At 71.3% G+C, this 22,497-nt stretch carries 20 protein-coding genes; 5 read left to right on the top strand and 15 right to left on the bottom strand.

The window, feature by feature from the left end; translation table 11 throughout:
• Positions 1–1,250: PHP domain-containing protein (locus ACWGDE_RS18235; RefSeq protein WP_453390006.1), on the bottom strand; the 1,250-nt coding region annotated here is incomplete at its 3' end.
• Between the two features lie 382 nt (positions 1,251–1,632).
• Here ACWGDE_RS18235 and ACWGDE_RS18230 point away from each other — a divergent pair.
• Complete coding sequence (locus ACWGDE_RS18230; RefSeq protein ID WP_453390005.1) at positions 1,633–2,196, top strand: TIGR03086 family metal-binding protein; 564 nt, start codon at positions 1,633–1,635, stop codon at positions 2,194–2,196.
• Between the two features lie 55 nt (positions 2,197–2,251).
• Here ACWGDE_RS18230 and ACWGDE_RS18225 read toward each other — a convergent pair whose 3' ends face one another.
• From ACWGDE_RS18225 to ACWGDE_RS18215, 3 genes are all read right to left on the bottom strand, one after another.
• Positions 2,252–2,680: a GNAT family N-acetyltransferase gene (locus ACWGDE_RS18225; protein WP_453390004.1), complete on the bottom strand. Its 429-nt coding sequence runs from the start codon at positions 2,678–2,680 to the stop codon at positions 2,252–2,254.
• Between the two features lie 112 nt (positions 2,681–2,792).
• Positions 2,793–3,125, bottom strand: a complete 333-nt coding sequence (locus tag ACWGDE_RS18220; protein WP_453390003.1) for a hypothetical protein — start codon at positions 3,123–3,125, stop codon at positions 2,793–2,795.
• Between the two features lie 48 nt (positions 3,126–3,173).
• The gene (locus tag ACWGDE_RS18215; RefSeq protein WP_453390002.1) at positions 3,174–4,613 is read right to left on the bottom strand and encodes an MFS transporter; all 1,440 of its coding nucleotides are present in this window, start codon (positions 4,611–4,613) and stop codon (positions 3,174–3,176) included.
• Positions 4,614–4,783: 170 nt separating this feature from the next.
• Between ACWGDE_RS18215 and ACWGDE_RS18210 the strand changes: the two genes are divergently transcribed.
• Positions 4,784–5,710: a helix-turn-helix domain-containing protein gene (locus ACWGDE_RS18210; protein ID WP_453390001.1), complete on the top strand. Its 927-nt coding sequence runs from the start codon at positions 4,784–4,786 to the stop codon at positions 5,708–5,710.
• Positions 5,711–5,818: 108 nt separating this feature from the next.
• Positions 5,819–8,173: a family 20 glycosylhydrolase gene (locus tag ACWGDE_RS18205; protein ID WP_453390000.1), complete on the top strand. Its 2,355-nt coding sequence runs from the start codon at positions 5,819–5,821 to the stop codon at positions 8,171–8,173.
• A gap of 65 nt (positions 8,174–8,238) precedes the next feature.
• Here ACWGDE_RS18205 and ACWGDE_RS18200 read toward each other — a convergent pair whose 3' ends face one another.
• The 9 genes from ACWGDE_RS18200 to ACWGDE_RS18160 form a co-directional block, all read right to left on the bottom strand.
• Positions 8,239–8,814 carry a DUF1062 domain-containing protein gene (locus ACWGDE_RS18200; RefSeq protein WP_453389999.1) on the bottom strand — a complete coding sequence of 192 codons (576 nt, stop codon included), beginning with the start codon at positions 8,812–8,814 and terminating at the stop codon, positions 8,239–8,241.
• 224 nt (positions 8,815–9,038) lie between these two features.
• Positions 9,039–10,304 (bottom strand): alpha-L-fucosidase, encoded by a 1,266-nt coding sequence (locus ACWGDE_RS18195; RefSeq protein WP_453389998.1) that lies wholly within the window; start codon positions 10,302–10,304, stop codon positions 9,039–9,041.
• A gap of 30 nt (positions 10,305–10,334) precedes the next feature.
• Positions 10,335–11,312: a hydroxyacid dehydrogenase gene (locus tag ACWGDE_RS18190; RefSeq protein WP_453390008.1), complete on the bottom strand. Its 978-nt coding sequence runs from the start codon at positions 11,310–11,312 to the stop codon at positions 10,335–10,337.
• A 71-nt stretch (positions 11,313–11,383) separates the two neighbouring features.
• Positions 11,384–12,196 (bottom strand): carbohydrate ABC transporter permease, encoded by an 813-nt coding sequence (locus ACWGDE_RS18185; protein ID WP_453390007.1) that lies wholly within the window; start codon positions 12,194–12,196, stop codon positions 11,384–11,386.
• Positions 12,197–12,399: 203 nt separating this feature from the next.
• On the bottom strand, positions 12,400–13,335 hold the full coding sequence (locus ACWGDE_RS18180) for a carbohydrate ABC transporter permease (RefSeq protein WP_453389997.1): 936 nt from the start codon (positions 13,333–13,335) through the stop codon (positions 12,400–12,402).
• A 130-nt stretch (positions 13,336–13,465) separates the two neighbouring features.
• Entirely contained in the window at positions 13,466–14,776 is a 1,311-nt protein-coding gene (locus tag ACWGDE_RS18175; protein WP_453389996.1) for an ABC transporter substrate-binding protein, read from the bottom strand.
• 116 nt (positions 14,777–14,892) lie between these two features.
• Entirely contained in the window at positions 14,893–16,020 is a 1,128-nt protein-coding gene (locus ACWGDE_RS18170) for a substrate-binding domain-containing protein (RefSeq protein ID WP_453389995.1), read from the bottom strand.
• Positions 16,021–16,131: 111 nt separating this feature from the next.
• Positions 16,132–17,667, bottom strand: coding sequence for a peptide MFS transporter (locus tag ACWGDE_RS18165; protein ID WP_453389994.1), 1,536 nt, complete (start codon positions 17,665–17,667; stop codon positions 16,132–16,134).
• 176 nt (positions 17,668–17,843) lie between these two features.
• A complete protein-coding gene (locus ACWGDE_RS18160; protein ID WP_453389993.1) occupies positions 17,844–18,590 on the bottom strand; it encodes a ribonuclease H family protein in 747 nt (248 codons plus the stop codon).
• A 181-nt stretch (positions 18,591–18,771) separates the two neighbouring features.
• Between ACWGDE_RS18160 and ACWGDE_RS18155 the strand changes: the two genes are divergently transcribed.
• Together ACWGDE_RS18155 and ACWGDE_RS18150 are read left to right on the top strand one after the other, a co-directional pair.
• Complete coding sequence (locus ACWGDE_RS18155) at positions 18,772–19,206, top strand: MmpS family transport accessory protein (protein ID WP_453389992.1); 435 nt, start codon at positions 18,772–18,774, stop codon at positions 19,204–19,206.
• Between the two features lie 131 nt (positions 19,207–19,337).
• The gene (locus ACWGDE_RS18150) at positions 19,338–20,321 is read left to right on the top strand and encodes an ADP-ribosylglycohydrolase family protein (protein WP_453389991.1); all 984 of its coding nucleotides are present in this window, start codon (positions 19,338–19,340) and stop codon (positions 20,319–20,321) included.
• A gap of 17 nt (positions 20,322–20,338) precedes the next feature.
• Here ACWGDE_RS18150 and ACWGDE_RS18145 read toward each other — a convergent pair whose 3' ends face one another.
• Together ACWGDE_RS18145 and ACWGDE_RS18140 are read right to left on the bottom strand one after the other, a co-directional pair.
• Positions 20,339–20,776, bottom strand: a complete 438-nt coding sequence (locus tag ACWGDE_RS18145; RefSeq protein WP_453389990.1) for a hypothetical protein — start codon at positions 20,774–20,776, stop codon at positions 20,339–20,341.
• 258 nt (positions 20,777–21,034) lie between these two features.
• Positions 21,035–22,497: D-alanyl-D-alanine carboxypeptidase family protein (locus ACWGDE_RS18140; RefSeq protein WP_453389989.1), on the bottom strand; the 1,463-nt coding region annotated here is incomplete at its 5' end.

Below are 22,497 nucleotides of genomic sequence, written 5' to 3'. Positions count from 1 at the left end.
CTCGCGTGGTTGACCATGCTCCCGGCGCCGGAGCCCCGGGCGGCGACCCGGATGCCGAGGGAGCGGATGTCCGAGACGACCTGGGCGACCGCCAGGAAGTAGGACTCGAAGCCCAGCTTCCCGATCACGTCGAGCTCGTACTCCAGGCGCCGGAGCGCCGGCCCGTCGCGGTCCAGGCCGCGCGCGAACATCCCCTCCGCGCAGCGGCGGCGCAGCAGGGCCGCGGCGCCGCCCGGGCCGGGGTCGGCCCCCACCACTTCCGGCTCGGGGAAGGCGGGCCGTCCGGCGTTGATCCCGAGGTCCGCCACCGGGTCCACGGCGCACAGCTCCGCCGTACGCACGGTCTCCGCGAGCAGCGCCGCCGCCCGGCCCGGGCCGGGGCCCGGGTGCGCGCCCGCGGCGGCGGCGATCCGCTCGGCGGCCTCCGCCATCGCGGCCGGGCCCTTCAGCCAGCGCTCCCCGCAGTCCAGCCGGCGGCGGTCGATCGGGCGCAGCAGGCGGGCCGCGTCCAGGACGTCGGCGATGCGGCGCTGGGCGGGGTCGGCGTAGCGGACGGCGTTGGTGAGGACCGCCGGGACCCCGAGCCGGTCGGCCAGGTCGAGGGTGCGGGCGGCCAGCCTGAGCGAGCCCGGCCCGGTGCCGGAGAGCCCGTACCAGAGCACCTCCAGCCGCAGGTCCGGGCCCGCGATCTCACGCCACGGGGCGAGGAGCCGCTCGGCCACGTCGGGGCGGCCGGCCGCGAGGGCCCGTACGGGCTCGGACACCGGTCCGAGCATGACCACCAGGCCCTGGCCGGCGTACCGCTCCAGCACCTCCCGGGACACGACCGGCGGCCCGCCGGCGGCGTCCGCGTGGGCGGCGGAGACCAGCCGGCACAGCCGGGCCCAGCCGTCGGCGTCCCGCGCGAGGAGGGTGACCCGCAGGGCGGGCTCGACGACGTGCGCGCCACCCCGCACCGGCGTACGGGGCCTTGCCGCGCCGGGGCCGGCGGGCATGGCGGGGACGGGGCCGGGGGTGGCGGGGCCGGGACCGAACGGGGCGACGGCGACATCGACCCCGAAGACCGGCCGGACCCCCGCCACGGTGGCCGCCTTCGCGAAGCGGACGGCTCCGGCGACGGTGTCGCGGTCGGTGAGCGCGAGCGTGCCGACACCCCGCTCGGCGGCTCGTTTCACCAGGTCGGAGGGGTGGGAGGCGCCGTAGCGGGCCGAATAGCCACTCGCGGCATGAAGGTGCGCACAGCCACTCACGGGCCACCTCCGATCGACTGACCACCCCTTTCCAGCCACCCTGACCAGATACAAACACCGTATCGAACATAATTCGAACAGCGCGACTCCATGCTCGGGTCGGGGGGTGCGTGACGTGCTGCCCGGCCGCTGGACCGGGGCCGGAGCGGGGCCGGGGCCGACTTCGGCGGCACGTTGGCCCGGGCGGGTGCTTTCGCTGACCCGTCGGGTTTGATTCGTCGATCTCGCCATCGATTGCGGACAGAAGCTGTCCGCAAGTGGGGTCATCCTGAAGTTGCCGGTGCGGCCGACCGGGACTTCGAACGAGTCCGGGGATCCGCGGCCGGCACGCCGTGCGGCGCTTGGGCCGCGCGGGCTCGACTTCCTACGGAGAGGCGCAACCGTGTCCCACATCGTGCTGCTGGAAAAGGCCCTGGACCACACCACCGGGCTGCTGAACAACGTCACACCCGACCAGTACGGCCGGCCCACCCCGTGCGAGGACTTCGACGTACGGGCCCTGGCCAACCACCTCGTGGCGGGCAACCCGTACTACGTCACCCTGGCCCAGGGCGGCGGCCCGGACTTCTCCCTCTTCGCCCGGGACCAGATCGGCGACCGGCAGCCCGGCGACGTGTACGCGCAGGGCGCCAAGGAGGTGCTCGCCGCCTGGCAGGGCGAGGGCGCCCTGGAGCGGCGGATGCCTCTGCCCGGCGGCGGCCTGGGCCCGCGGATCGCGGACCTGCACCTCCTGGAGGCCGTCCTGCACGGCTGGGACCTGGCCACCGCCACCGGCCAGGACCGCACCGGCGACCCCGACGCCGTCCAGGCCGCCCTGCAGGGCTGGTACGGGAACTACCCCGACGAGTTCCGGGCCCAGACCGGCATGTTCGGCCCGTCCAAGCCGGCACCCGACGACGCCCCGGCCCTCGACCGGCTGGCCGCCTACTTCGGCCGGACGGTCTGACCCGACCGGCCGCGAGCAGATCGGCCGACTCGCCCGGAGCGCGCGTAACGTCGGGTCAGCGAACCCTCGGGAGACCGAACGCCGACATCCGCTTCTCCTCGTAGGAGAGGAACCCGAGCGACCGGTAGAAGGCGTGGTTGCGCTCCCCTTCGGGGGTCGACTCGTGGTCGGTGGACAACAGGAAGAAGCGGCAGTGCGAGTACCGCGCCTTCAGGTACTCGAGCAACTCCCGGCCGATTCCCTGCCGGTGGAACTCGGGATTGACGAGAAGGTCCTGCACGTAGCAGACGCTCTCGTCGTCGGAGATCGTCCTGGCCAGGCCGAGAAGCGTGCCCGACTCGTCCCGGGCGGTGACGACCAGGTGCGAGTTCGCCAATCCGCGACAGAGCTTGTCGACGTCGCGGGTGTAGCCCTCCCACTCGACCGAGTCGTAGAGCTCGAACATCTCCTGCGGGTCGAACACGACCTCTTCCGCAACGATCACGCCTGTCTCCCCCACCGTTCTGCCGCCCCTCGCCATCGCCTGCCCATGCTTTGCCCCCTCAACGGAGCCGAAGCATGGGCGGGTTCCTCTGCCCAAGTGTCCCAGGGTGCTACTAGGCGCCCGGCCTCATGCCGATCGCGCGTCGGAACCGAGCCCACGGAGAGCCGGCGTCCTGTGACGGGGCGATCGGTCCCAGTCCGTAATCGTGAGCGTCTCCGCGGAATGCGACGGCGTCCTCCCCGATCCCGACTGCCTTCAGGAGGGCGTCCAGGGCCTTGTCGGCTTGTTCGTGCGGCTGGGTGAGCCAGACATACGAAAAGCCGAGCGGATTGCTGTCGTGCTTGCTGATCGCGAACACGAAGCCTTTCAGCCGGAACACAACGACGTCGAGCTCGTCCAGCCCGTCCCAGGACCGCTCCACGTGCAGACGCAGTCGCTGGGCCACGGGCTGCACCGGTGCTCGCGCGCGGGGACGTACGTACGGCGTGTCGTATCAGCGGCCGGTTCGGGCGCCGCTGCGGTCCAGGAAGAGGACCGTGGTCAGGGTCCCGGCCAGGACGATCCCCGTATTGGCCAGGATCGCGGTGGTGATCCCGGAGTGGATGCCGGTCCGGGTCGCCGCGATCGCGCTCATGACGGGGGTGCCCATCGTGATGCCGATCTGCTGGGTCATCGTGGCGAGGCCGGTGGCCATCCCCTGCTCGTGATCGGGCAGGCCGGTGGTGGCGGTGACCATGAAGCCGACGATCACCAGCATGTTGCCGACGCCGCCGGCGAAGGTCGCCAGCAGCAGGAGCCACATTCCCGTGCGGGACTCGCCGAGGGCGATCAGACTCAGGGTGGCGGCGGCCTGGAGGAGTCCTCCGGCGATCAGGGTGGTACGGGTGCTCGTGGCGGCGATGACCCGCGGCGCGAGGGAGCCTCCGACGACGGTGCCGATGCCCAGGACCCCGAAGGAGAGCCCGGCCGTCAGCGGGGAGAACCCGAGGACCTCCTGGAGGTGGAGCGTCAGCAGGAAGACCAGGCTCGTCTCCGTCAGGAAGGCGATCAGTCCGGCCGTGTTGCCCCAGGCGACCGTGCGCTTCTTCAGCACCGGGACGGGGACGAGGGGGTTCGCCGCCCTGGACTCGACGGCGTAGAAGGCGATCAGGAGGACCACGCCGGCGGCCAGCCACCCCAGCGCCGACGCCGAACCCCATCCGTGCTCGCCCGCGCGCGTCAGACCGTAGATCAGGGCCAGCAGCCCCAGGGTGACGGTGGCGGCGCCGGGCAGATCGAGCTTCGGGCGGGTGGTGGGGCGGGACTCCTTGACGACCGCCGGGGCGACGGCCAGGACGGCGAGGGCGACCGGGACGTTGACGAAGAACGCCCAGCGCCAGGAGAGCAGGTCCGTCAGGACCCCGCCGAGGACGGCGCCCGCGGTGAACCCGGCGGACATCAGGGCTCCGTTGAGGCCCAGGGCCTTCTGGCGCAGCGGCCCCTCGGGGAAGGAGGTCGTCAGGAGGGACAGGCCCGCCGGGGTGACCGCGGCGGTGGCCAGGCCCTGCAGGACCCGGGCGGCCAGGAGCGCTTCGGGGGTGGTGGCCAGTCCTCCGGCCAGGGAGGACAGGGCGAGGAGCGCGAGACCCGCCAGGAAGATCCGGCGGCGGCCGAACAGGTCGGCGATCCGGCCGAAGAGGAGGGTGAAACCGGCGGCGCTGAGCGCGAAGGCCGTCGCGATCCACTGGAGGTTGGAGAGCGAGAAGCCGAGGCCGTCGCCGATCACCGGGAGCGCCACGTTCAGGATCGAGAAGTCGACGGCCAGCATGAACTGGGCCACCAGCAGGACCGTCAGGACGAGGACCTGCCGGCCTTCGAGACGGGCCGGTCCTCTCTTCTTCTTGCCGTTCTCTTCCGGACCCGCTTCCACCCGTGCACTTCCGACAACCGACATCGCCTTGCGTCCTTTCCTCACACACACCGGAAGGTGTTCCGGAAAGCGACTCTGGCCCGGTCGCGGGGCGTTACCCAGCCCCCTGGTTGTGCTGGCTCCGGCAAGGCTGTCACTGCCAGGGCCACCCTCGCGGCCCCCGTTCGCGGCGGCCGCTCGGCACACTGGAGGGCATGGACACAGCCACCGCCCTGGGGGACTTCCTCCGCAACCGCCGCGCCCGGCTCCAGCCGGCGGACGTCGGACTGCCCGCCCACGGGACCCGCAGGCGCGTGCCCGGGCTGCGTCGCGAGGAGCTCGCGCTGCTCGCCGGTGTGAGCATCACGTACTACACGCACCTGGAGCAGGGTCAGAGCACGAACGCCTCGGACAGCGTCCTCGACTCCCTCGCCCGCGCCCTGCGGCTGACTCCGGACGAGCACGCGCACCTGCGCGATCTGGCCCGGCCCCCGAAGGCCAAGCGGGCGCGTTCGCCGCGCCCCGAGTTCGCTCGCGCCACCACGCGCCGGCTGATCGGCGCGATGCCGCAGGTGCCCGCCGTCGTACTGGACGGCCGCAACAACGTGCTCGCCTGGAATCCGCTCGGGCACGCCCTGCTCGCCGGACACCTCGGCTTCACCAGCCCGGACGACCCGGCCGCCCGCCCCAACCTGACCCGGATGCTCTTCCTCGACCCGCACACGCGGGAGCTGTACACCGACTGGAAGAACGAGGCGCGCGTCGCCCTGGCCGCGCTGCGGCTGGTCGCCGGCCGCGATCCCGAGGACCGCGCGCTCGCCGAGCTCATCGGCTCCCTGATGCTGCAGAGCCCCGAGTTCGCGGCCCTGTGGTCCAAGCAGCCGGTACGGGACTGCACCGTCGGGACCAAGGAGCTGCACCACCCGGCCGTGGGTCCGATGACCCTGGACTTCGAGAACCTGCGGCTGAGCGACGGCACGGGTCACCGGATGCTGCTCTACACCGCCCCCGAGTCCTCCCCCTCGGATGCCGCCCTGCGTCTGCTGTCGGGACTGGTCGCCGATTCGGCGGGGACACGGCCGTCCCGCCCCGACCACTTGCTCAATGATGCTCATTTGGACGGCATTTCAAGCATCTCTTGACATAGACCTGGCGCTGCGCTGCACTTTGGCCACTCCCTTCGGCAGTCACGGCCGGAGGGAGATACAGCCGTGCACTCCCCCTTCCCTCACCTCGCTTGGGGACTCGTCATGCGTCTGCTCAGATTCCTCACCGCGTCCGCTTTAGCCGCGGCCGCGCTCACCCTGCCCGGAACGGCCGCCGTGGGCACCGCCGTTGCCGCCGGTCCCGCCGCCGCCCCCACCGCGGGATCCGTACGGGCGGCCGCCGCCGGTGCGCCGCAGACCGTGCCGGCGCTGCGGCAGTGGACGGCCGGCACCGGTGCGTACGGTTTCACGAGCTCGAGCCGGATCGTCGTCGATCCCGCCTACACCGCCCAACTCTCCGACGAGGCGGCCACGTTCGCGGAGGATCTGGGCGCGCTGGCCGGGCGTACGGTGGCCGTGGTCACCGGGAGCGCCTCCCCCGGCGACATCTCCCTGAGCCTCGGTGACTCCTCGCTGCCGGCCGAGGGGTACCGGATGACCGTCGGACCGTCCGTCTCCCTCCAGGCGTCGACGGACGCCGGAACGTTCAACGGCACCCGCACCGTGCTGCAGTTGCTGCACCAGTCGGCCTCGGTACCGGCCGGAACGGCGGTGGACTGGCCCACCAAGTCCGAGCGCGGGCTCATGATCGACCAGGGCCGGAAGTTCTTCACCGTCGACTGGGTGAAGCAGCACATCAAGGAGCTGGCCTACCTCAAGCTCAACTACTTCCACTTCCACCTGTCGGACACCTTCGGCTTCCGGCTGGAGAGTTCGACCCATCCGGAGATCGTCTCCGCCGACCACTACTCCAAACAGGACATCGCGGACCTGGTCGCGCTGGGGCAGAAGTACCACGTCATGATCGTGCCGGAGATCGACACCCCGGGGCACATGAACCAGATCCTGGCCGCCCACCCCGAGCTCAAGCTCAAGAGCAGCACCGGCGCGGTCAGCCAGGACTTCATCGACCTGTCCATGCCCGCCTCGTACACGCTGATCCAGGACCTGATCAACGAGTACCTGCCGCTGTTCCCGGCCCCGTACTGGCACATCGGCGCCGACGAATACGTGACCGACTACAGCAAGTACCCGCAGCTGCTCAGCTACGCCCGCGCCCACTACGGCGCGAACGCCACCGCCAAGGACACCTACTACGGGTTCGTGAACTGGTCCGACGCCCTGGTGCGGGCCGGTGGCAAGACCACCCGCATGTGGAACGACGGCATCAAGGCCGGGGACGGCACCGTCACCCCCAACGCCGGCATCCTCGTCGAGTACTGGTACAGCTACGGGCTCACCCCGCAGCAGCTGGTCGCCGCGGGCCACACGGTGGCCAACGAGTCCTGGACTCCCACCTATTACGTGCTCGGCGGCGCCAAGCCGGACACCAAGTGGATGTACGAGACCTGGACCCCGGACCGCTTCGAGGGCGGCGCCACCCTCACCGACCCCTCGAAGAACCCCGGCTCCCTCATCCACGTCTGGTGCGACAACCCCAACGCCGAGACGGAGACGCAGATCGCCGCCGGCATCCAGAACCCGTTGCGCGGCCTGGCACAACAGACGTGGGGATCACCGAAGTTGGTCGCCGCCTACGCCGACTTCACGCCGATCGTGGCCGCGGTCGGCCACAACCCCGCGTGGCCGAACCTCGCCCAGCCGGGCAACCTCGCCGCGGGCCGGCCCACCACCGCCTCCAGCACCGAGACCGCCAACTTCCCCGCCGCGCAGGCGACCGACGGCGATCCCGGCACCCGCTGGTCGAGCGCGTACAGCGACCCGCAGTGGCTTCAGGTCGACCTCGGGTCGACCCAGGCCGTCAACCGGGTGGTCCTGCGGTGGGAGGCCGCGTACGGCAAGGCCTTCCAGATCCAGCTGTCCGACGACAAGACCACCTGGCGCACCGCGTACTCGACCACGACGGGCACCGGCGGGGTCCAGAACCTGACCGGACTGTCCGGCTCGGGCCGCTACATCCGCGTGTACGCCACCCAGCGCGGCACCACCTACGGCTACTCCCTGTACGAATTCGAGGTGTACGGAGGCCAGTTGAGCGGGACCCGGACCCTCACCTCCGGCGGAAAGGCCCTCGACGACCCGGCGAGCTCCACCACGTCCGGCACCCAGCTGATCACCTGGACACCGCACGGCGGCCCCAACCAGCAGTGGCGGCTCACGCTCAACACCGACGGCAGCTACACCATGGCCAACGGCTCCTCCAACCTCTGCGCGGACGTGGCGGGCGGCTCCAGCGCCGCGGGTGCGGCCGTGATCCAGGCCACCTGCGGCGGCGGTGACAGCCAGCGCTGGCTGATCACCCCGCTCGGTTCCGGCGACCACTCGGTGACCAACAAGAAGAGCGGTCTGCTGCTGACCACGGCTTCGGGCACGGACGGAGCCCTCGCCACCCAGCAGACCAGCAGCGGTTCGCTCTACCAGCGCTGGCAGATCGGCTGACGCCGGGCGCCCCACGGCCTGTCCGGCGGATCGGATTCCGCCGGACAGGCCCCGGGCCGCGAAGCTCAGCGCTTGAGCATGAACGTGAAATCGCCCGAGAGCTTGCCGCTCAGGCGGACGGTCGACACGAGGTTCCCCTCGGCCAGCAGCCTCTCGACCTCGGCTCGCGCGAGGCCGAAGCCTTCGGCGATCAAGCGTACGGGCCGCACGGGGATCCGGGCCACGAAGCGGACCGAGACCTCGATCGCCTCACCCTCGGGCCGACCCGGCCGGCCCGGCCGACCCGGCCGACCCGGCCCGCGGGGGTCGAGGTGCCAGGCGTCGTCCCAGTCGAGGGCGATGTGATTGCGGCGCCGGAGAACCGGATCCTGGAGCAACTCGGCCGCCAGGACGGGGTCGTTGTCGTGCATCAGGTCCAGGAGCTCGGGGCGTACGGAACGCACGTGAGCCCTTTCCAGGACGGTGATCTTGGTGGTGTCCCCGCACCCGGTGCACAGGGCGAGGAGCCAGGCGTCGAGGAGCTTGTGGTTCGCGTTGACGCGAAACTTTCCGTTCGCCCGGAAGCGCCCCGAGGCGCACCTGTGGCAACGGCGGAGAACGATCGGCAGGCAGGTGGGCACTACCACCCAGGTTTCGGACACAGAAATACACCGGTTCCAGTGAGAAGACCGCAGCGAAAAGGAGCACGGCGCACGGGTGCGACGCGCGACGGTTCAGCGCTCGGGGGGTCTCACTTGGTGTACAACGGCACGTCCTTGCCGGGATGACAGTGGGCGGGAGCACGGTAACCGCGCACGGGAGGACGGCTCCACCGAATTTCGGGCCACCGGCCACGGGCCTCGTGCGGCCGGCCTCGTGCCGCGGGTCAGGCCGGGCCGGCCGCCGTCACCGATTCGAGGCGGCCGCCGGGCCCGGTCAGGCGGATCCGCAGCTCCCGTACGGTCACGGGCTCGATCCGGTGGACGCGCCGGACCCCCACCGTGTGTCCGGAGGCGATCAGCCGCCCGTCCGCCCACACCTCGTGGCCGTCGAAGTACTGCCCCCGGGTGAGGTCTTCGCGCAGTTCGAGGTGGTCGGCGCGGACCGGCGGATCGAAGACCGCCGAGACCTCCGCCCCGCCGGACGTGGGGACGGACGTGAGCCGGGCCGCGTGCGGATCACCCAGGCGGCGTGCCAGTTCCGCGGTGAAGTCGAGGAGCCGGGCCCGGTCCGCGTCGTCGATGAGCCCGCGCCGGTCGGGCGGGACGCCCAGCAGCAGGCCCGCCCCCAGACCCACCGAGGAGTACCAGATCTCGAGCAGTTCCTCTCGGCTCTTGAGGGTGTCCAGGTCGTCCGGCTGCCAGAACCAGTTGGCACGCAGGGGCACATCGCATTCGGGTGGCAGGTAGCGGGCCGATCCGAGCGCGGTCCGCCCGTCGTCGTACAGGCTGACGCCCGTGGAGTCGGTGACGTAGTGGCAGGGATCGGCGGCCAGACCCTCCTCGTTGCCGATCCAACGTATCGTCGGGAGGCCCATGTTGAAGACCATGGCGTCGGGCTGGTGCCGGTCGATCACTGCCATGACCGCGTCCCAGTCGTACGTGCGGCCCTCGGAGCCCGCGCCGTCGAACCACAGCTCGCACAACGGGCCGTAGCGGGTGCAGAGTTCGGTGAGCTGGCGGAGGTAGAAGCTGTCGTACGCGGGGGCGTCCTCGTAGCAGTGCGCGTTGCGGTCCCAGGGCGAGAGGTAGAGGCCGAGACCGAGGCCCGTCTCCCCGCAGGCCTCGGCCAGTTCGGCGACCACGTCCCCCGACCCGCCCTGCCAGGGCGCGGAGGCCACGGAGTAGTCGGTGGTGGCGGTCGGCCAGAGGCAGAAGCCGTCGTGGTGCTTGGCGGTCAGTACGACGTACTTAGCTCCGGCCTCGACTGCGGTACGTACCCACTGGCGCGCGTCGAGCCGCGCGGGGTGGAAGGTGGCCGGGTCCAGGGTTCCGTCACTCCACTCGACGCCGTTGAAGGTGTTGATGCCGAAGTGCAGGAAGAGCCCGAACCCGGCCTCTTGCCAGGCGAGTTGTCCCGGGGTGGGGACGAGGGGATCGGGAAGCGGGTCGCGGTGCGGACCGGCGAGGGGGGCCGTGGGGTCGGGCGTCATGAGGTGCTCTCCGGGGGCGGCCGCGGGCGTTCAGGCCGAGTGGGCGAGGCTCGCCGGGTGGACGGCGTACGCGAAGGGGAGCCCTCGGGCGTACCGTTCGAGCTCCTCGGCCGCGCAGGCCGCGAGCCGTCCCAGTTCGTTGCCGAGGGAGCCCGCGATGTGCGGGGTGAGCAGGACGTTGGGCAGGTCGTACAGCGGCGATCCGGGCGGCAGCACGTCGGGGTGGGTGACGTCGAGCACGGCGTGGAGCCGGCCCGAGACCAGTTCCGCCGTGAGCGCGTCCGTGTCGACGAGCGATCCGCGCGCGGTGTTGACGAGCGTGGCCCCGTCGCGCATGAGCGCGAGGCGGCCGGCGTCGAGCAGGTGGCGGGTCTCGGGGGTCTGCGGGGCGTGGACGCTCACCACGTCGCCGCGGGCCATCAGCTCGTCCAGGCCGACCGGTTCGACACCCAGGGCCTCGGCCTCGTCCAGTGACAAGTACGGGTCGTGGACCAGCACATGGGCGTCGTACGAGCGCAGGAGCTCGATGACCCGGCGGCCGATGCGCGAGGCGCCGACGATGCCGATGGTCCTGCGGTAGTTGCCGATCCCCGGGTACAGCGCGAGCGGGTTCAGCTGGCTGCGCGCCTCGCGGTAGGCCCGTGCGGTGGTGAGGACCCGCTTGTTGGCGAAGACGATCGCGGCGACGGTGAACTCTGCGACGGGCCGGGCGTTGGCTTCGGCCGCGCTGGTCACGGAGATCCCGCGCCGCCAGGCCGCCTCCGTCATCAGCCCCTTCACGGTGCCGGCGGTGTGCACCACCGCGCGCAGGGCGGGCAGGAGTTCGAGCGCGTGCTCGGTGAGGGGCGGGCAGCCCCAACCGGTGAGCAGTACCTCCGCGTCGCGCAGCCGCGCGGGATCGGCGGCGGCGAAGTCGGTCACCAGGAGCGCGGGGTCCAGCCGGGCGGTGGCGCCGAGCCGGGCCAGGGCGGGCCCGTCGAGCAGGGCCGCCTTCGTTTCCGGGTCCATGGCGAGGACGGTGCGGGGCTTGTGGATCACGGGTTCGTGGATCAGGGGTTCGTGGATCAGGGGTTCGTGGATCACTTGACGGCTCCCGCCGAGAGGCCCGAGCGCCAGAACCGCTGCAGGCCGATGAAGGCGATGGCGAGCGGGATGACGGTCACCAGGGATCCGGTGATCGCGAGGGAGTACAACTCGGGGTTCTGTACCACCAGTTGGTTCCAGTTGTAGATGCCGAGGACCGCCGGGTAGAGGTGGTGGTCGTTGAGCATGACCAGCGGGCCGAAGAAGTTGTTCCAGCTGGCGGTGAAGGAGAAGAGGAAGAGGGTCATGAACCCGGGCATGAGCATGGGCAGCGAGATCGAGCGGAAGACCCGGATCTCGCTCGCCCCGTCGATGCGCGCGGCCTCCAGGACCTCGCCGGGTACGTAGCCCTCGGAGAAGACCCGGGCCAGGTAGACACCGAAGGGGTTGACGAGCGACGGGACGAGGATCGCCCAGTAGGTGTTGACGATGCCCACCTCGGAGGCGAGCAGGTACTGCGGGAGCGTGATGACGACTCCCGGCACGAGCGTGCCGACCAGGATGAGGCCGAAGAGCGTGCCCTTGCCGCGGAACTCGTACTTGTCGAAGCAGTATCCGGCGGCGACGCTGATCAGCGAGGACGCCAGCGATCCGACGACCGAGTAGAGGACGCTGTTGAGCAGCCAGCGGACGAAGATGCCGTCGTCGTACGTGAACACGGCTTCGAGGTTGTCGAAGAGGTGGAACTCCCCGAAGCCGAAACCGGCCGTGCCGAAGAGGTCCGCGTGGTTCTTGGTGGCGGCGATCAGCAGCCAGGTCAGCGGCATCAGGGTGTAGAGGACCGCGACCAGCAGCACGGCGTTGACCACGGCCTTGGAGGCCGTCGCACCGCCCCGGCGGCCCCGCCCCCCGCCCTTGCTCCGCCGGGGTCCGGGCCCGTGCCCCTGCCCGGCCTTCCGCTCGGCCGCGGTGCCCGCGGCGGCCTTGCCCGTGGCTGCCGTACCGGCCGCGGTGTCGGCCGCGGAGCCGGACGAAGCCTCCGCCGACGAAGCCGAAGGGACCGTCTGCGTACTCATGCCGAACCGCCTCGCTTTCCGATCCGGGTGACGACGTAGGAGAGGGTGCCCGCGACGAAGGCCATCAGGAGGGAGGCGGAGGAGGCGAGACCGTAGTCGTGCCGCTCGAACGCCGCCTTGTAGATGAACATCATCGGAGACCAGTCCGACCCCATCGAGCCGGCCCGCTGGGACAGGAGCATCGGCTCGCTGAAGATCTGGACGACGCCGACGCAGGTGAACAGGAGGGTGAGGAAGACCGCGGAGCGGATCATCGGCAGCTTGATCCGGAGGGCGATGCGCAGTCCCCCGGCGCCGTCCATGACCGCGGCCTCGATGACCTCGCGGGGCACGGCCTGCAGGGCGGCGAAAAAGATGATCATGTTGTAGCCGGTCCACTGCCAGGCCGCGACGTTCACCAGGGAGGGCAGGACGCTCCCCGGGGCGAAGAAGTCCCAGTGCCCGCCCGCCGCCTCGACCCACTCCAGGACCGGGCTCAGGCCGGGGGTGTAGAGGTAGATCCATATGACCGCCGCGATCAGCCCGGGAACCGCGTGCGGCATGAAGACGGCGAACTGTACGAGGCGCTTGGCCTTGGCCGCCGCCGAGTCGACGAGCAGGGCCAGGGCGAGCGCCGCGCCGATCATGACGGGGATGTAGAGGGCGCAGTACGCGGCCACGTGCAGGAACGAGGATACGAAGCCCTGATCGCCCAGCGCCTTCGTGTAGTTCCCGAGCCCGCTGAAGACCCGTTCGGTGCCGCCGAAGCCCAGACCGGAGGAGCGCTCCGAGAAGAAGCTCATCCAGACCGCGTAGCCGACGGGCAGGATCAGGACGGCGGCGAAGAGCAGGAAGAACGGGGCGAGGAAGACGGCCACCGCCTTGCCCTGGCCCGGCCGGTGCGCGGTGCGCCGCGCGGCGCCGCGCGCGGGACGAGTGAGTGGTGCTGCCACCTTGGGCTCCTTGGTGGTGCGCTGCGGAAGGAGAGAGGGACGGAGGAAGGAGGAAGGGAAGGACGCAGGAACGAGAGGGGGACGGAGCGGGGGGGCCGACCCGACCGGCCGAACCACCCCCGGCCTGCGCCTACTTCGCGAGGTTGAGCCCCCGGCCCTTGATGGCCTCCTCGGCGGCCTTCTGGCCGGCCGCGAGCCCGTCGCTCAGCCCGCCCTTCTGCCCCGCGTCCTGGATGGCGGTGTTGGTCGCGGTCTGCACCGGACCCCAGACCCAGCCCGGGACGATGGTGTCGACCTGCGCACCGGCGATCTTGTAGACGTCGTCACCGCCGAAGAAGCCCTTGTCGTCGAAGGCCGCCGCGGCGATCGTGCGCAGTTCGGGGTTGGCGGGCAGGCTGCTGCTCGGCGACTTCAGGCTGCTGAGGCGGGCCTTGACGCCCTCGGGGCTGGTGGCCGCCCACGCGGCGAACTCGGCCGCCTCCTTGACGTGCTTGCTGCCCTTGGTGACCGCGTAGCTGGTGCCGCCGAACATTCCGGTGGCCGGGGTGCCCCAGTTCGGCAGCGGGGCCACGCCCCACTTGCCGGAGTCCTTGGCCAGCGCGGTCATCGTGCCGCCCGCGCTCCAGGAGGCGCCGATGAAGCTGGCCATGACCCCGTCGGCCTTGGCCTTGGCGAACTCCGGTCCGTTGATCTTCAGGTTCATCACCAGGTCGTCCTTGACCAGGCCCTCCCAGTAGGAGGCCACCTTCTGCGAGGGCGCGTCGTCGATGGCGACCTTCCAGGCGTCGCCCTCGGTGCCGTACCACTTGGCTCCGGCCTGCCAGGAGAGCGCGGCGAGCAGCGGTGCGTCGTCGTTGCCCCAGCCGCCGATGCGCACGTTCTTGTCGGCGGCCTTGATCTTCTCGGCGGCCGTCTTGTACTCGTCCCAGGTCTTGGGGACTTCGACGCCCGCGTTCTTGAAGAGGTCCTTGCGGTAGTAGAGGAGGTTCGGCGTCGCGTCGTACGGAACGGCCCAGGTCTTGCCGCCGAGGGTCACCCGGTCCTGGACTCCCTGGGGGAACTTGGACTTCACGGTGGCGCCGGCCTGGGAGCTGATGTCCTCGAGGAAGCCCTGGCTCACGAACTCCGGGAGGGTCGGGTACTCGATGCCCGCGACGTCGGGTGCGTTCCCGGCCTTGATCGCGTTGCTGATCTTGGCGTACCCGTCCGGTCCGCCGGTGATGGCCGAGAAGGTGACCTTGATGTTCGGGTGGGACGCGTTGAAGGCGTCCACCACCTGCTGGGCACCGCCGGTCCAGCCCCAATAGGTCAGGTTGACCGGCTCCTTGGGGGCTTCGGGCTGCTTGGACGCGGCGCCCTCGCTCCCACCGCAGGCGGTGGCGAACAGAGCCAGGGAGAGGGTGGCGAGGGCGGCGCGGGAGGTACGGGAAGTGAGCTTCACTGCTCTGCTCCTCAGATGCGAGCCGTCGATGCGGCGAGGTGATGCACATCATTCGGCCAGATCAGAAGCGAGTCAATAGAAAAGCAAACTTTGAGAAAGGAAAACGAAGCAACGGGTTAGGTTTCGCTGGACGCGCGCACCCGAAGCTCGGGAAGGATGGCGATCCGGCGCCGGGGCCGGCCCGGCTCCCGCAGTCGGCGTACGAGCAACTCCACGCTCGTGACGCCCACTTCGTGCTTGGACGGCGCCACCGCGCTCAGCGGCAGATCCGCGAGCGAGGCCACCTCGTCGTCGTACGAGACCAGCGCGACGTCACCGGGAACGGACAGCGAGGCGCTGCGCAGCCGCTGCGACAGCACCACCGCCTCGTGGTCGGGATGGACCAGCGCCGCGTCGACGCGGCCGGCCCGCACCCCTTCGATGAACTCGGCCATCGCCCGCTCGTAGGCGTCCTCGCCCGCGTCGTACTCGGCGAGGTCGAGGAAGAGCGCGTGGCCGGAGGCCTCGGGGCCGGCCTCGGCCATCGCCGCGTCGTACCCCTTCTTGATCCAGGGCGCGGTGGGGGTGCCGCCGCGCATCACCAGGGCGATCCGGTGCCGCCCGGCGTCCAGGAGGTGGCGGACCGCGAGCCTGGCGCCGTAGCCGTGATCCGTTCCGACGTGCTCGCAGGCGGACGCCTGCTGCTCGGGCCGGCGCTCGACGAGGACGACGGGCACGCCCAGTTCCTCGTACCACGGGCCGCCGGGGCTCCCCTCGGCGCCGGCGTCGGAGGGGGCGAGCAGCAGGCCGTCGACGCCGTCCGCGACCATCCGCGCGGCCTGCGCCTTCTCGGTCTCCACGTCGTACGTCGACACGGCGAGGGTCAGGCGTACGCCCAGGGCGTCGGCGGCCTCCCGGGCCCCCTTGATCACCTCGGGGTAGTAGTAGGCGGAGGAGGGCACGATCAGCCCGAGCGTCAGCGCCCGGCCGCCGGCCGCCGCCGCGCGCGCACGGCCGGAATCGGCCGCGGGCTCGGCGAGGGCGACGGGGACGGGCGCCGCGACGGGCGCGGTCTCGGCCCAGTCCTCGGGGAGCATGGCGCCGCCGTGCACCCGGGCCAGCAGCCCTCGCTCCGCGAGCACTTCGACGTCCTTGCGGACGGTCACCACGGAGACCCCCAGCTCCGCCGCGAACTCCGTGACACGCATCGATCCCGATTCGCGGACCCGGCGCAGGATCGCCTGCTGTCGTTCCTCTGCGTGCACGGTGGAGCTCCCCTCGACTGCGTCCCTGGTCGAGGCCAGCGTAGCGCGCGAAAGCCGAAACTTACGTTTTCTTTCGAACGAAAGGATTGCATAGCCTCCGACCCCTCGGGGTCAGTGCACACCGCCCATCAGTCCCTTGACCTTGTTGCGGTAGACGAAGATCGCGACGCCACCGAGGAGTGCCAGCACGCCCTGGCTCGCGAACCAGGACTGGGTGTCGGTGGGCACTCCGGCCTGCTGGAGCAGGGCGACCACCGAGTCCCCGACCGTCACCGCCAGGAACCAGACGCCCATCATCTGGGAGGAGTACTTCGGCGGGGCGAGCTTGGTGGTGAGCGAGAGGCCGACCGGCGAGAGGGTCAGCTCGCCGACCGTCTGGATCAGGTAGACGACCGCCAGCCACATCGGGGAGACCTTGACCCCGTCGACGGCGATCCCCTGGGCGACCATCATCACGCCGAACGAGAGGCCGATCAGCGCCAGTCCGACGGCGAACTTGGCCGGGGTCCCGGGCTCCTTGGCCCGCCGGCTCAGCGCCACCCAGGCCCAGGCGAAGACGGGGGCGAGGGCCATGATGTAGAGCGGGTTGAACGCCTGGAACCAGCTGGCGGGGAAGCCCAGCCCGAAGAGGGTGCGGGAGGTGTCGTTCTGCGCGAACAGGTTCAGCGTGGAGCCGGTCTGGTCGTAGATGCCCCAGAACAGCGCGGCGGCCACGAAGAACCAGACGTACGCCGACATCCTGGCCCGCGAGGCCTTGTCGAGCGACTTGTCGCGCTTCATGCGCAGCAGGTACCAGCACGGCAGGACGATGCACAGGACGGTCAGCGGCAGCATGGCCGAGATCGGGCTCAGGTGCCCGGTCAGGCCGATCGAGCCGTAGGCGACGGCGGCGACGGCCACCCACACGAGCGACTTGCGGACGAGCGAGTTCCGCTCGGCCCGCGGGAGCGGGGTCGGGACCACGTCGCCCAGCTCCGACATGTGGCGGCCGCCCAGGGCGAAGAACGCGAGGCCCACGGCCATGCCCACACCGGCCATGGCGAATCCGAGGTGCCAGCTGACGCTCTGTCCGACGGTGCCGATCGTCAGGGGTGCGATGAAGGCACCGAGGTTGATGCCCATGTAGAAGATGGTGAACCCGCCGTCGCGGCGCGGGTCGTTCTTGTCCTCGTACAGGTGGCCGACCATCGTGGAGATGTTGGCCTTGAGCAGGCCGGAGCCGACGGCGATGCACACCAGGCCGACGAAGAAGGAGACCCTCGCGGGCACGGCCAGCAGGAAGTGACCGATCATGATCACCGTGCCGCCGATGGCCACCGTCTTGCGCGCACCCCACGCCCGGTCGGCGAACCAGCCGCCGGGGAGGGCCAGCAGGTAGACCATGGCGTTGTACAGGGAGTAGATCGCGGTGGCCATGGCCGCGTCCATGGCGAGTCCGCCGTGCGAGGCCGGGGCGACCAGGTAGAGCACGAGCAGCGCGCGCATGCCGTAGAAGCTGTAGCGCTCCCACATCTCGGTCATGAACAGGTTGACCAGGCCGCGCGGGTGACCCATGAAGGTCTTCCCGGTGCCGGGGCCCGCGCCCGTGCCGGTTCCCGTGCCGCTGCCGCCGGTTCTGTGCTCTTCCTTCGTCAGGCTGGACGCCATGGGTCGGTCCTCGTTCGCTCGGGGCGCGCGCCGAACGGCGTGGGCCCACGGGTCGTTCACTGCGAACAAGCCTTCCGGAAACGGACGGACACCGGCAGAGGCCTTCGTATGCGGCGAAGGTCCGAAGGTCACCGCCGGGGCCGCCCACCTTCGTTTACGCCGCCCCGCGGACGCGGCTACTCGGCGTCGGCCCCGTCGCAGCCGGGGTGCCCCCAGCGCGAACCGAGCTTGGTGATCTTCTCGCCGGCCGGGTACGGCTTGCCGCACGGGCACGTCCCGGGGAACTTCGCCTTGATGGTCACGCTTCCCCGCCCGGATCCCGACGCCTTCCGGGCGGTCGCGGACCCGGTCGCGGACCCCGTCGCGGACCCGGCCGACGCGCCCGACGCACGGCGCACGGGTGCGCTGCGGGCCGGCGTGGAGCGGGCCGGTGCCGGGATCGGCATGGTCGCGTGCCCCAGCGCGGTGCCCGCCGGCTCCTGGCTGACGGCCGCGTCGCTGGCCGCCTGGTCGGCGATCGCGTTCAGGTGGTCGCCGTCCTCGCGGTGCGCGGGGACGTAGCGGAACTCCACGTCCCGGTCCGTGAGCAGCGCGTCGATGCTCTCCACGAGCTCCCGGTTGGCCACCGGCTTGCCCGCCGCCGTCTTCCAGCCGTTGCGCTTCCAGGCCGGGAGCCACTGCGTCACGGCCTTCATGGCGTACTGGGAGTCCATCCGCACCTGTACGGCCGTACCGGGGTCCACCGCCTCCAGCAGCCGCTGCAGGGCGGTCAGTTCACCCACGTTGTTGGTGGCCCGTCCGAGCGGTCCGGCCTCCCAGCGCTCGGGGTGCCCGTGGACGTCGGCGATGACCCATGCCCATGCGGCCGGCCCGGGATTTCCCTTGGCCGCCCCGTCACAGGCGGCGATGATGCGATCAGACATCCCCCGATGATGCCTCACTGCGGCGGCCCCGCCGGCACGCGACCGGTTCGCCGGGGCTCGGTGCCCCGTATCGGACGGCCGCGGCGCCCACGGTCCGAAAGGCTCGTGACCTGCGGGTCCTTCGGCCCTACTGCCAAGATCGCGATTGACTTTACGGATTCTTTAATCTTAGCCTCCGGGCATGAACCGATCCCTCCGCACCACCCTCTCCGTCCTGGCCGCCGCGGGTCTCGCCCTCGGCGTCGCCGGCTGTTCCGAGGGGGCGAAGGACAAGGCCGTCGACCAGGCCGTGAACCAGGTCGACAAGGCCGTGAACGAGACGTACGAGGTCACCTACGAGGTGACGGGCACGGGCGTCGACTCGATCACCTTCCACGACGGAGGCGGCACGGCCACCGCCCCGAACCTCGCGACGGCCGACAAGCCCGTCGCCCCCTGGAAGAAGACGGTCACCCTGCGCGGCATCATGCCCGCCGCCGTCTCCCCCGTCTCGATCGACGGCGCCGCCGACCTGACCTGCAAGATCGTCTACCAGGGCAAGGTCATCAAGGAGGCCACCGGCGAGACGGCCACGGCGGGCGGCTGCGTCGCGGTCTCGCCGATCGCGGGCAAGTAGCGCCGCCGGCCATAGCGGGCGGGGCGGCAGCAGGGCGGGCAGGTGGCGGCTGCCACGCGGTAAATCCGATCGCGGGGCCCGGTGGCCGGAGGCGAGGATGGTGCGACCGACACCGTCCGGAGGAACTCCCGATGAGCACCCCGCAGCACCTCCCGTCCACCACGGCGGACCAGGCGTCCCAGGCAGCGCCGGCGGTCCCGGCCGCCGCCCGCGCCTCCCTGGACGGCCTGGTGACGGGCGACGCGTTCGGCGACAGCTGGTTCACGCTCTCCGGTGAGGACGTCGAGGGCCAGTGGGCGGCGCGGCGGACGCGCCCCACTCCCTGGCTCTGGACGGACGACTCCGCCATGGCCTTCGTGCTCTTCCGCCACCTGGCGTCCCACGGCGAGGTCCGGCCCGGGGATCTGGCACGGGAGTTCGCCGCCGAGTACGACCGGGACTCCGGCCGCAAGTACGGTCCGTCCATGCACGGCGTCCTGCGGCGCATCGGCGACGGCGAGGACTGGCACGCCGTCACCACCGAGCAGTTCGGCGGACAGGGTTCCTACGGCAACGGCGCCGCGATGCGGGTCGCGCCGCTCGGCGCCTGGTTCCGTGACGACCCGGCGGTGGCCGCCGAGCAGGCCCGGCTGTCCGCCCTGGCCACGCACGCCCACCCGGAGGCCGTCGCGGGCGCCGTGGCCGTGGCGGTCGCCGCCGCGCTGGCGGCGGCGGGCCGTGGGCACGTGGCCCTGCCGCGCGGGGAGTTCCTCCTGGAGGTCGCCGCGCGCGTCCCGGACAGCGACGTCCGCTCCGGCCTGCGGGTGGCCGCGGGCTTCTCCGCGCGTACGTCGGTGCGGCACGCCGCGTCCGTACTGGGCTCGGGGTGGCGCATCTCCGCGCCGGACACCGTCCCGTTCGCCCTCTGGTCCGCCGCCGGGCACCTGGACGACCTGCCCGAGGCCCTGTGGCAGACCGTCGCCGGATGGGGTGACCGCGACACCACCTGCGCGATCGCGGGCGGCGTGGTCGCGGCCCGCACCGGCACCGGGAGCGTGCCGGCCGAATGGACCGAGGCCCGCGAGGCCATCCCCGCGTGGAGCGGCTGGACGCCCGCCGGTCCGGTCGCGCCCTGACGGATCCGGGTCCGGGTTCAGGCCCCGGTCCGGGGCCGGCTTCCCGCGCCCGCCGCACGGGGTGCCAGCATGCTCCTGACCGCCCAGCCCACCGCGAAGGCGCACAGCGCGACGACCGGTACGGCGGTCAGCGCGACCGTGCTCCACTTCTCCGCGTAGTGCATCGCCCGGGTCGGGGTGGCGGTGAAGTTGGTCATCGGACCCCACGCGTAGTAGCCCCAGACCATGATCAGCTGGGACCCCACCGCCCTCAGGACCGCGTGCACGGCGGTGGGGGCGGTGGCCGCCACGAGGAACACGATCACGGCGTACGGGACGTAGCCGGACGCGAAGCGGCTGGCGGCGGTGACGTTGAGGCCGTCGCCGTCACCCGCCACCGCGACGTACGCGGACAGGGCACCGGCGGCCAGGGTCACCACCGCGGTCACCGCCGACCGGCGCAGGAGGCGCGACACGGCCGGTACGGGCTCCCGCGCCGACGCGGTCCGATCTGCCCGTGGGGTCCCGGGGGTCCCAGTGATCGATGAGGTCCGAGTGATGGGGCCGCTCCGCACCGTCTGCTGCATCTTCCGCTGCTTCCTCTCGTTCTCGCGCCTTCGCGCTCTCGTGTTCCCGCGTTCCCGCGTTCTCGCGTTCTCGCGTTCTCGCGTTCTCGCGTTCTCGCGTTCTCGCGTTCTCGCGTTCTCGCGTTCTCGCGTTCTCGCGTTCTCGCGTTACCCGAGGCGCGTGAGCTTCGCGCCGATGGACGGCGCGGACAGGTCGGCCCCCAGCGCCACCGGAACCTTCGGCGCACCGGGTCCGGTGCCGATGGTCAACGTGCCGATCTCGGTGCCCGCCCGCGCCTCGCGCGGGATGCCCTTCTCCCCCACCTCGAGGTCCAGTGCGAGCTTCTGCCCCGGAGTGGCGACGGCGGCGGTGTCCTGGGTGGCCACCAGCGGCGTACGGGTCCCGAGCCCGTCGTCGACGTACCCGACGACCTGGCCCTTCTTGACCACGGAGGCCGAGGTCAGCGCCGCGCGGACGGCCTCGATGACCTTCTTGCTGTTGTCCTTGACGAGGACCAGGCTGTTGGCGCCGTTGAGGTCGGGGCCGGTGACGTGCTGGTCGAGCATCGTGCCGAGGATCAGCGGGGTCTTGTCGCCCACCGTCTTGTACGCCGCCCACATCAGCGCGCCCCCGGCCGGCGTGCTGGAGCCGGTCTTGATGCCCCTGATGCTGAGCGGGGTGACCAACAGGTCGTTGTTGTTGATGAGTTGCTTCGACAGGCCGGGGACGGTGGCGCTGGGCAGCAGGACGATCGCCCGGAAGGCGTCGAAAGCCATGACGGCCTCGGCCAGCTTCAGCTGGTCCACGGCGGTGCTCACGGTCTTGGCGTCGAGCCCGCTCGGGTCGGTGTACGTGGTGGAGGTCATGCCGAGCGCCCGCGCCTCGGCGTTCATCTTCTCCACGAACGCGGCCTCGTTGTCACTGCCGGTGTCCCAACGGGCCAGCAGGCGCGCGATGTTGTTGCCCGAGGGGATCATCAGCATCTTGAGCATGTCCTGCTGGCTGAAGCGGGTTCCCGCCGTCAGCCCCTCGACGCGCGATTCGCTCTCCGAGGTACCGTCCGCTACCGCCTTGGCATCGACCTCGATCGACGGGCCGGGCTCGTCCTTCTTCAGCGGGTGGTTCTTGAGGATCACGTACGCCGTCATCACCTTGGCCACGCTGGCCGTCGGCACGGGCTTCTGCTCCCCGAAGGTCCCCACGTCACCGGCGCCGCCGACGCGGAGGGCGGCCTGGCCCTTCTCGGGCCAGGGCACGTCGAAACGGCCGTCGAGGGTGAACTCGGACGGGGCGTCCCCGCGGGCCAGCGCGGGCGCGGGCAGCGGCCTCAGCAGCTGCGCGACGGCCAGTACGACGCCCAGCAGGAGCAGGACCGGCACCCAGATCCGGACCCGCCGGGCGGCCGTCCGCCGCGGAGTCTCGGGCGGCGGCGGGGTGTTGGTGAGCTGCGCGAGCAGATCGAGCGGGGGCAGGGGCTCCTCGGCGGTCTCGGTCTCTCCGGGAGCGGGTACGGGTCGGGGCGCGGGCGGCGGTAGGGGTACGGGTACCGGCGCCGGCGCCGGCGCCGGCGCCGGCGGCACTGCTGCTGCCACCGCCGGAACTTCCTCCAGCTCCCTGAGCGGGATGAACC

The sequence above is a fragment of the Streptomyces sp. NPDC054956 genome, from assembly GCF_053609185.1.
This window is presented reverse-complemented; position numbering and strand designations above follow the sequence as displayed.

What these genes read in the sequence shown, in the direction of transcription:
- ACWGDE_RS18215 (WP_453390002.1), bottom strand. Translation starts at nt 4,613, where the DNA reads ATGTCGGTTGTCGGAAGTGCACGGGTGGAAGCGGGTCCGGAAGAGAAC.
- ACWGDE_RS18210 (WP_453390001.1), top strand. Translation starts at nt 4,784, where the DNA reads ATGGACACAGCCACCGCCCTGGGGGACTTCCTCCGCAACCGCCGCGCC.
- ACWGDE_RS18205 (WP_453390000.1), top strand. Translation starts at nt 5,819, where the DNA reads ATGCGTCTGCTCAGATTCCTCACCGCGTCCGCTTTAGCCGCGGCCGCG.
- ACWGDE_RS18195 (WP_453389998.1), bottom strand. Translation starts at nt 10,304, where the DNA reads ATGACGCCCGACCCCACGGCCCCCCTCGCCGGTCCGCACCGCGACCCG.
- ACWGDE_RS18190 (WP_453390008.1), bottom strand. Translation starts at nt 11,312, where the DNA reads ATGGACCCGGAAACGAAGGCGGCCCTGCTCGACGGGCCCGCCCTGGCC.
- ACWGDE_RS18165 (WP_453389994.1), bottom strand. Translation starts at nt 17,667, where the DNA reads ATGGCGTCCAGCCTGACGAAGGAAGAGCACAGAACCGGCGGCAGCGGC.
- ACWGDE_RS18160 (WP_453389993.1), bottom strand. Translation starts at nt 18,590, where the DNA reads ATGTCTGATCGCATCATCGCCGCCTGTGACGGGGCGGCCAAGGGAAAT.
- ACWGDE_RS18155 (WP_453389992.1), top strand. Translation starts at nt 18,772, where the DNA reads ATGAACCGATCCCTCCGCACCACCCTCTCCGTCCTGGCCGCCGCGGGT.
- ACWGDE_RS18150 (WP_453389991.1), top strand. Translation starts at nt 19,338, where the DNA reads ATGAGCACCCCGCAGCACCTCCCGTCCACCACGGCGGACCAGGCGTCC.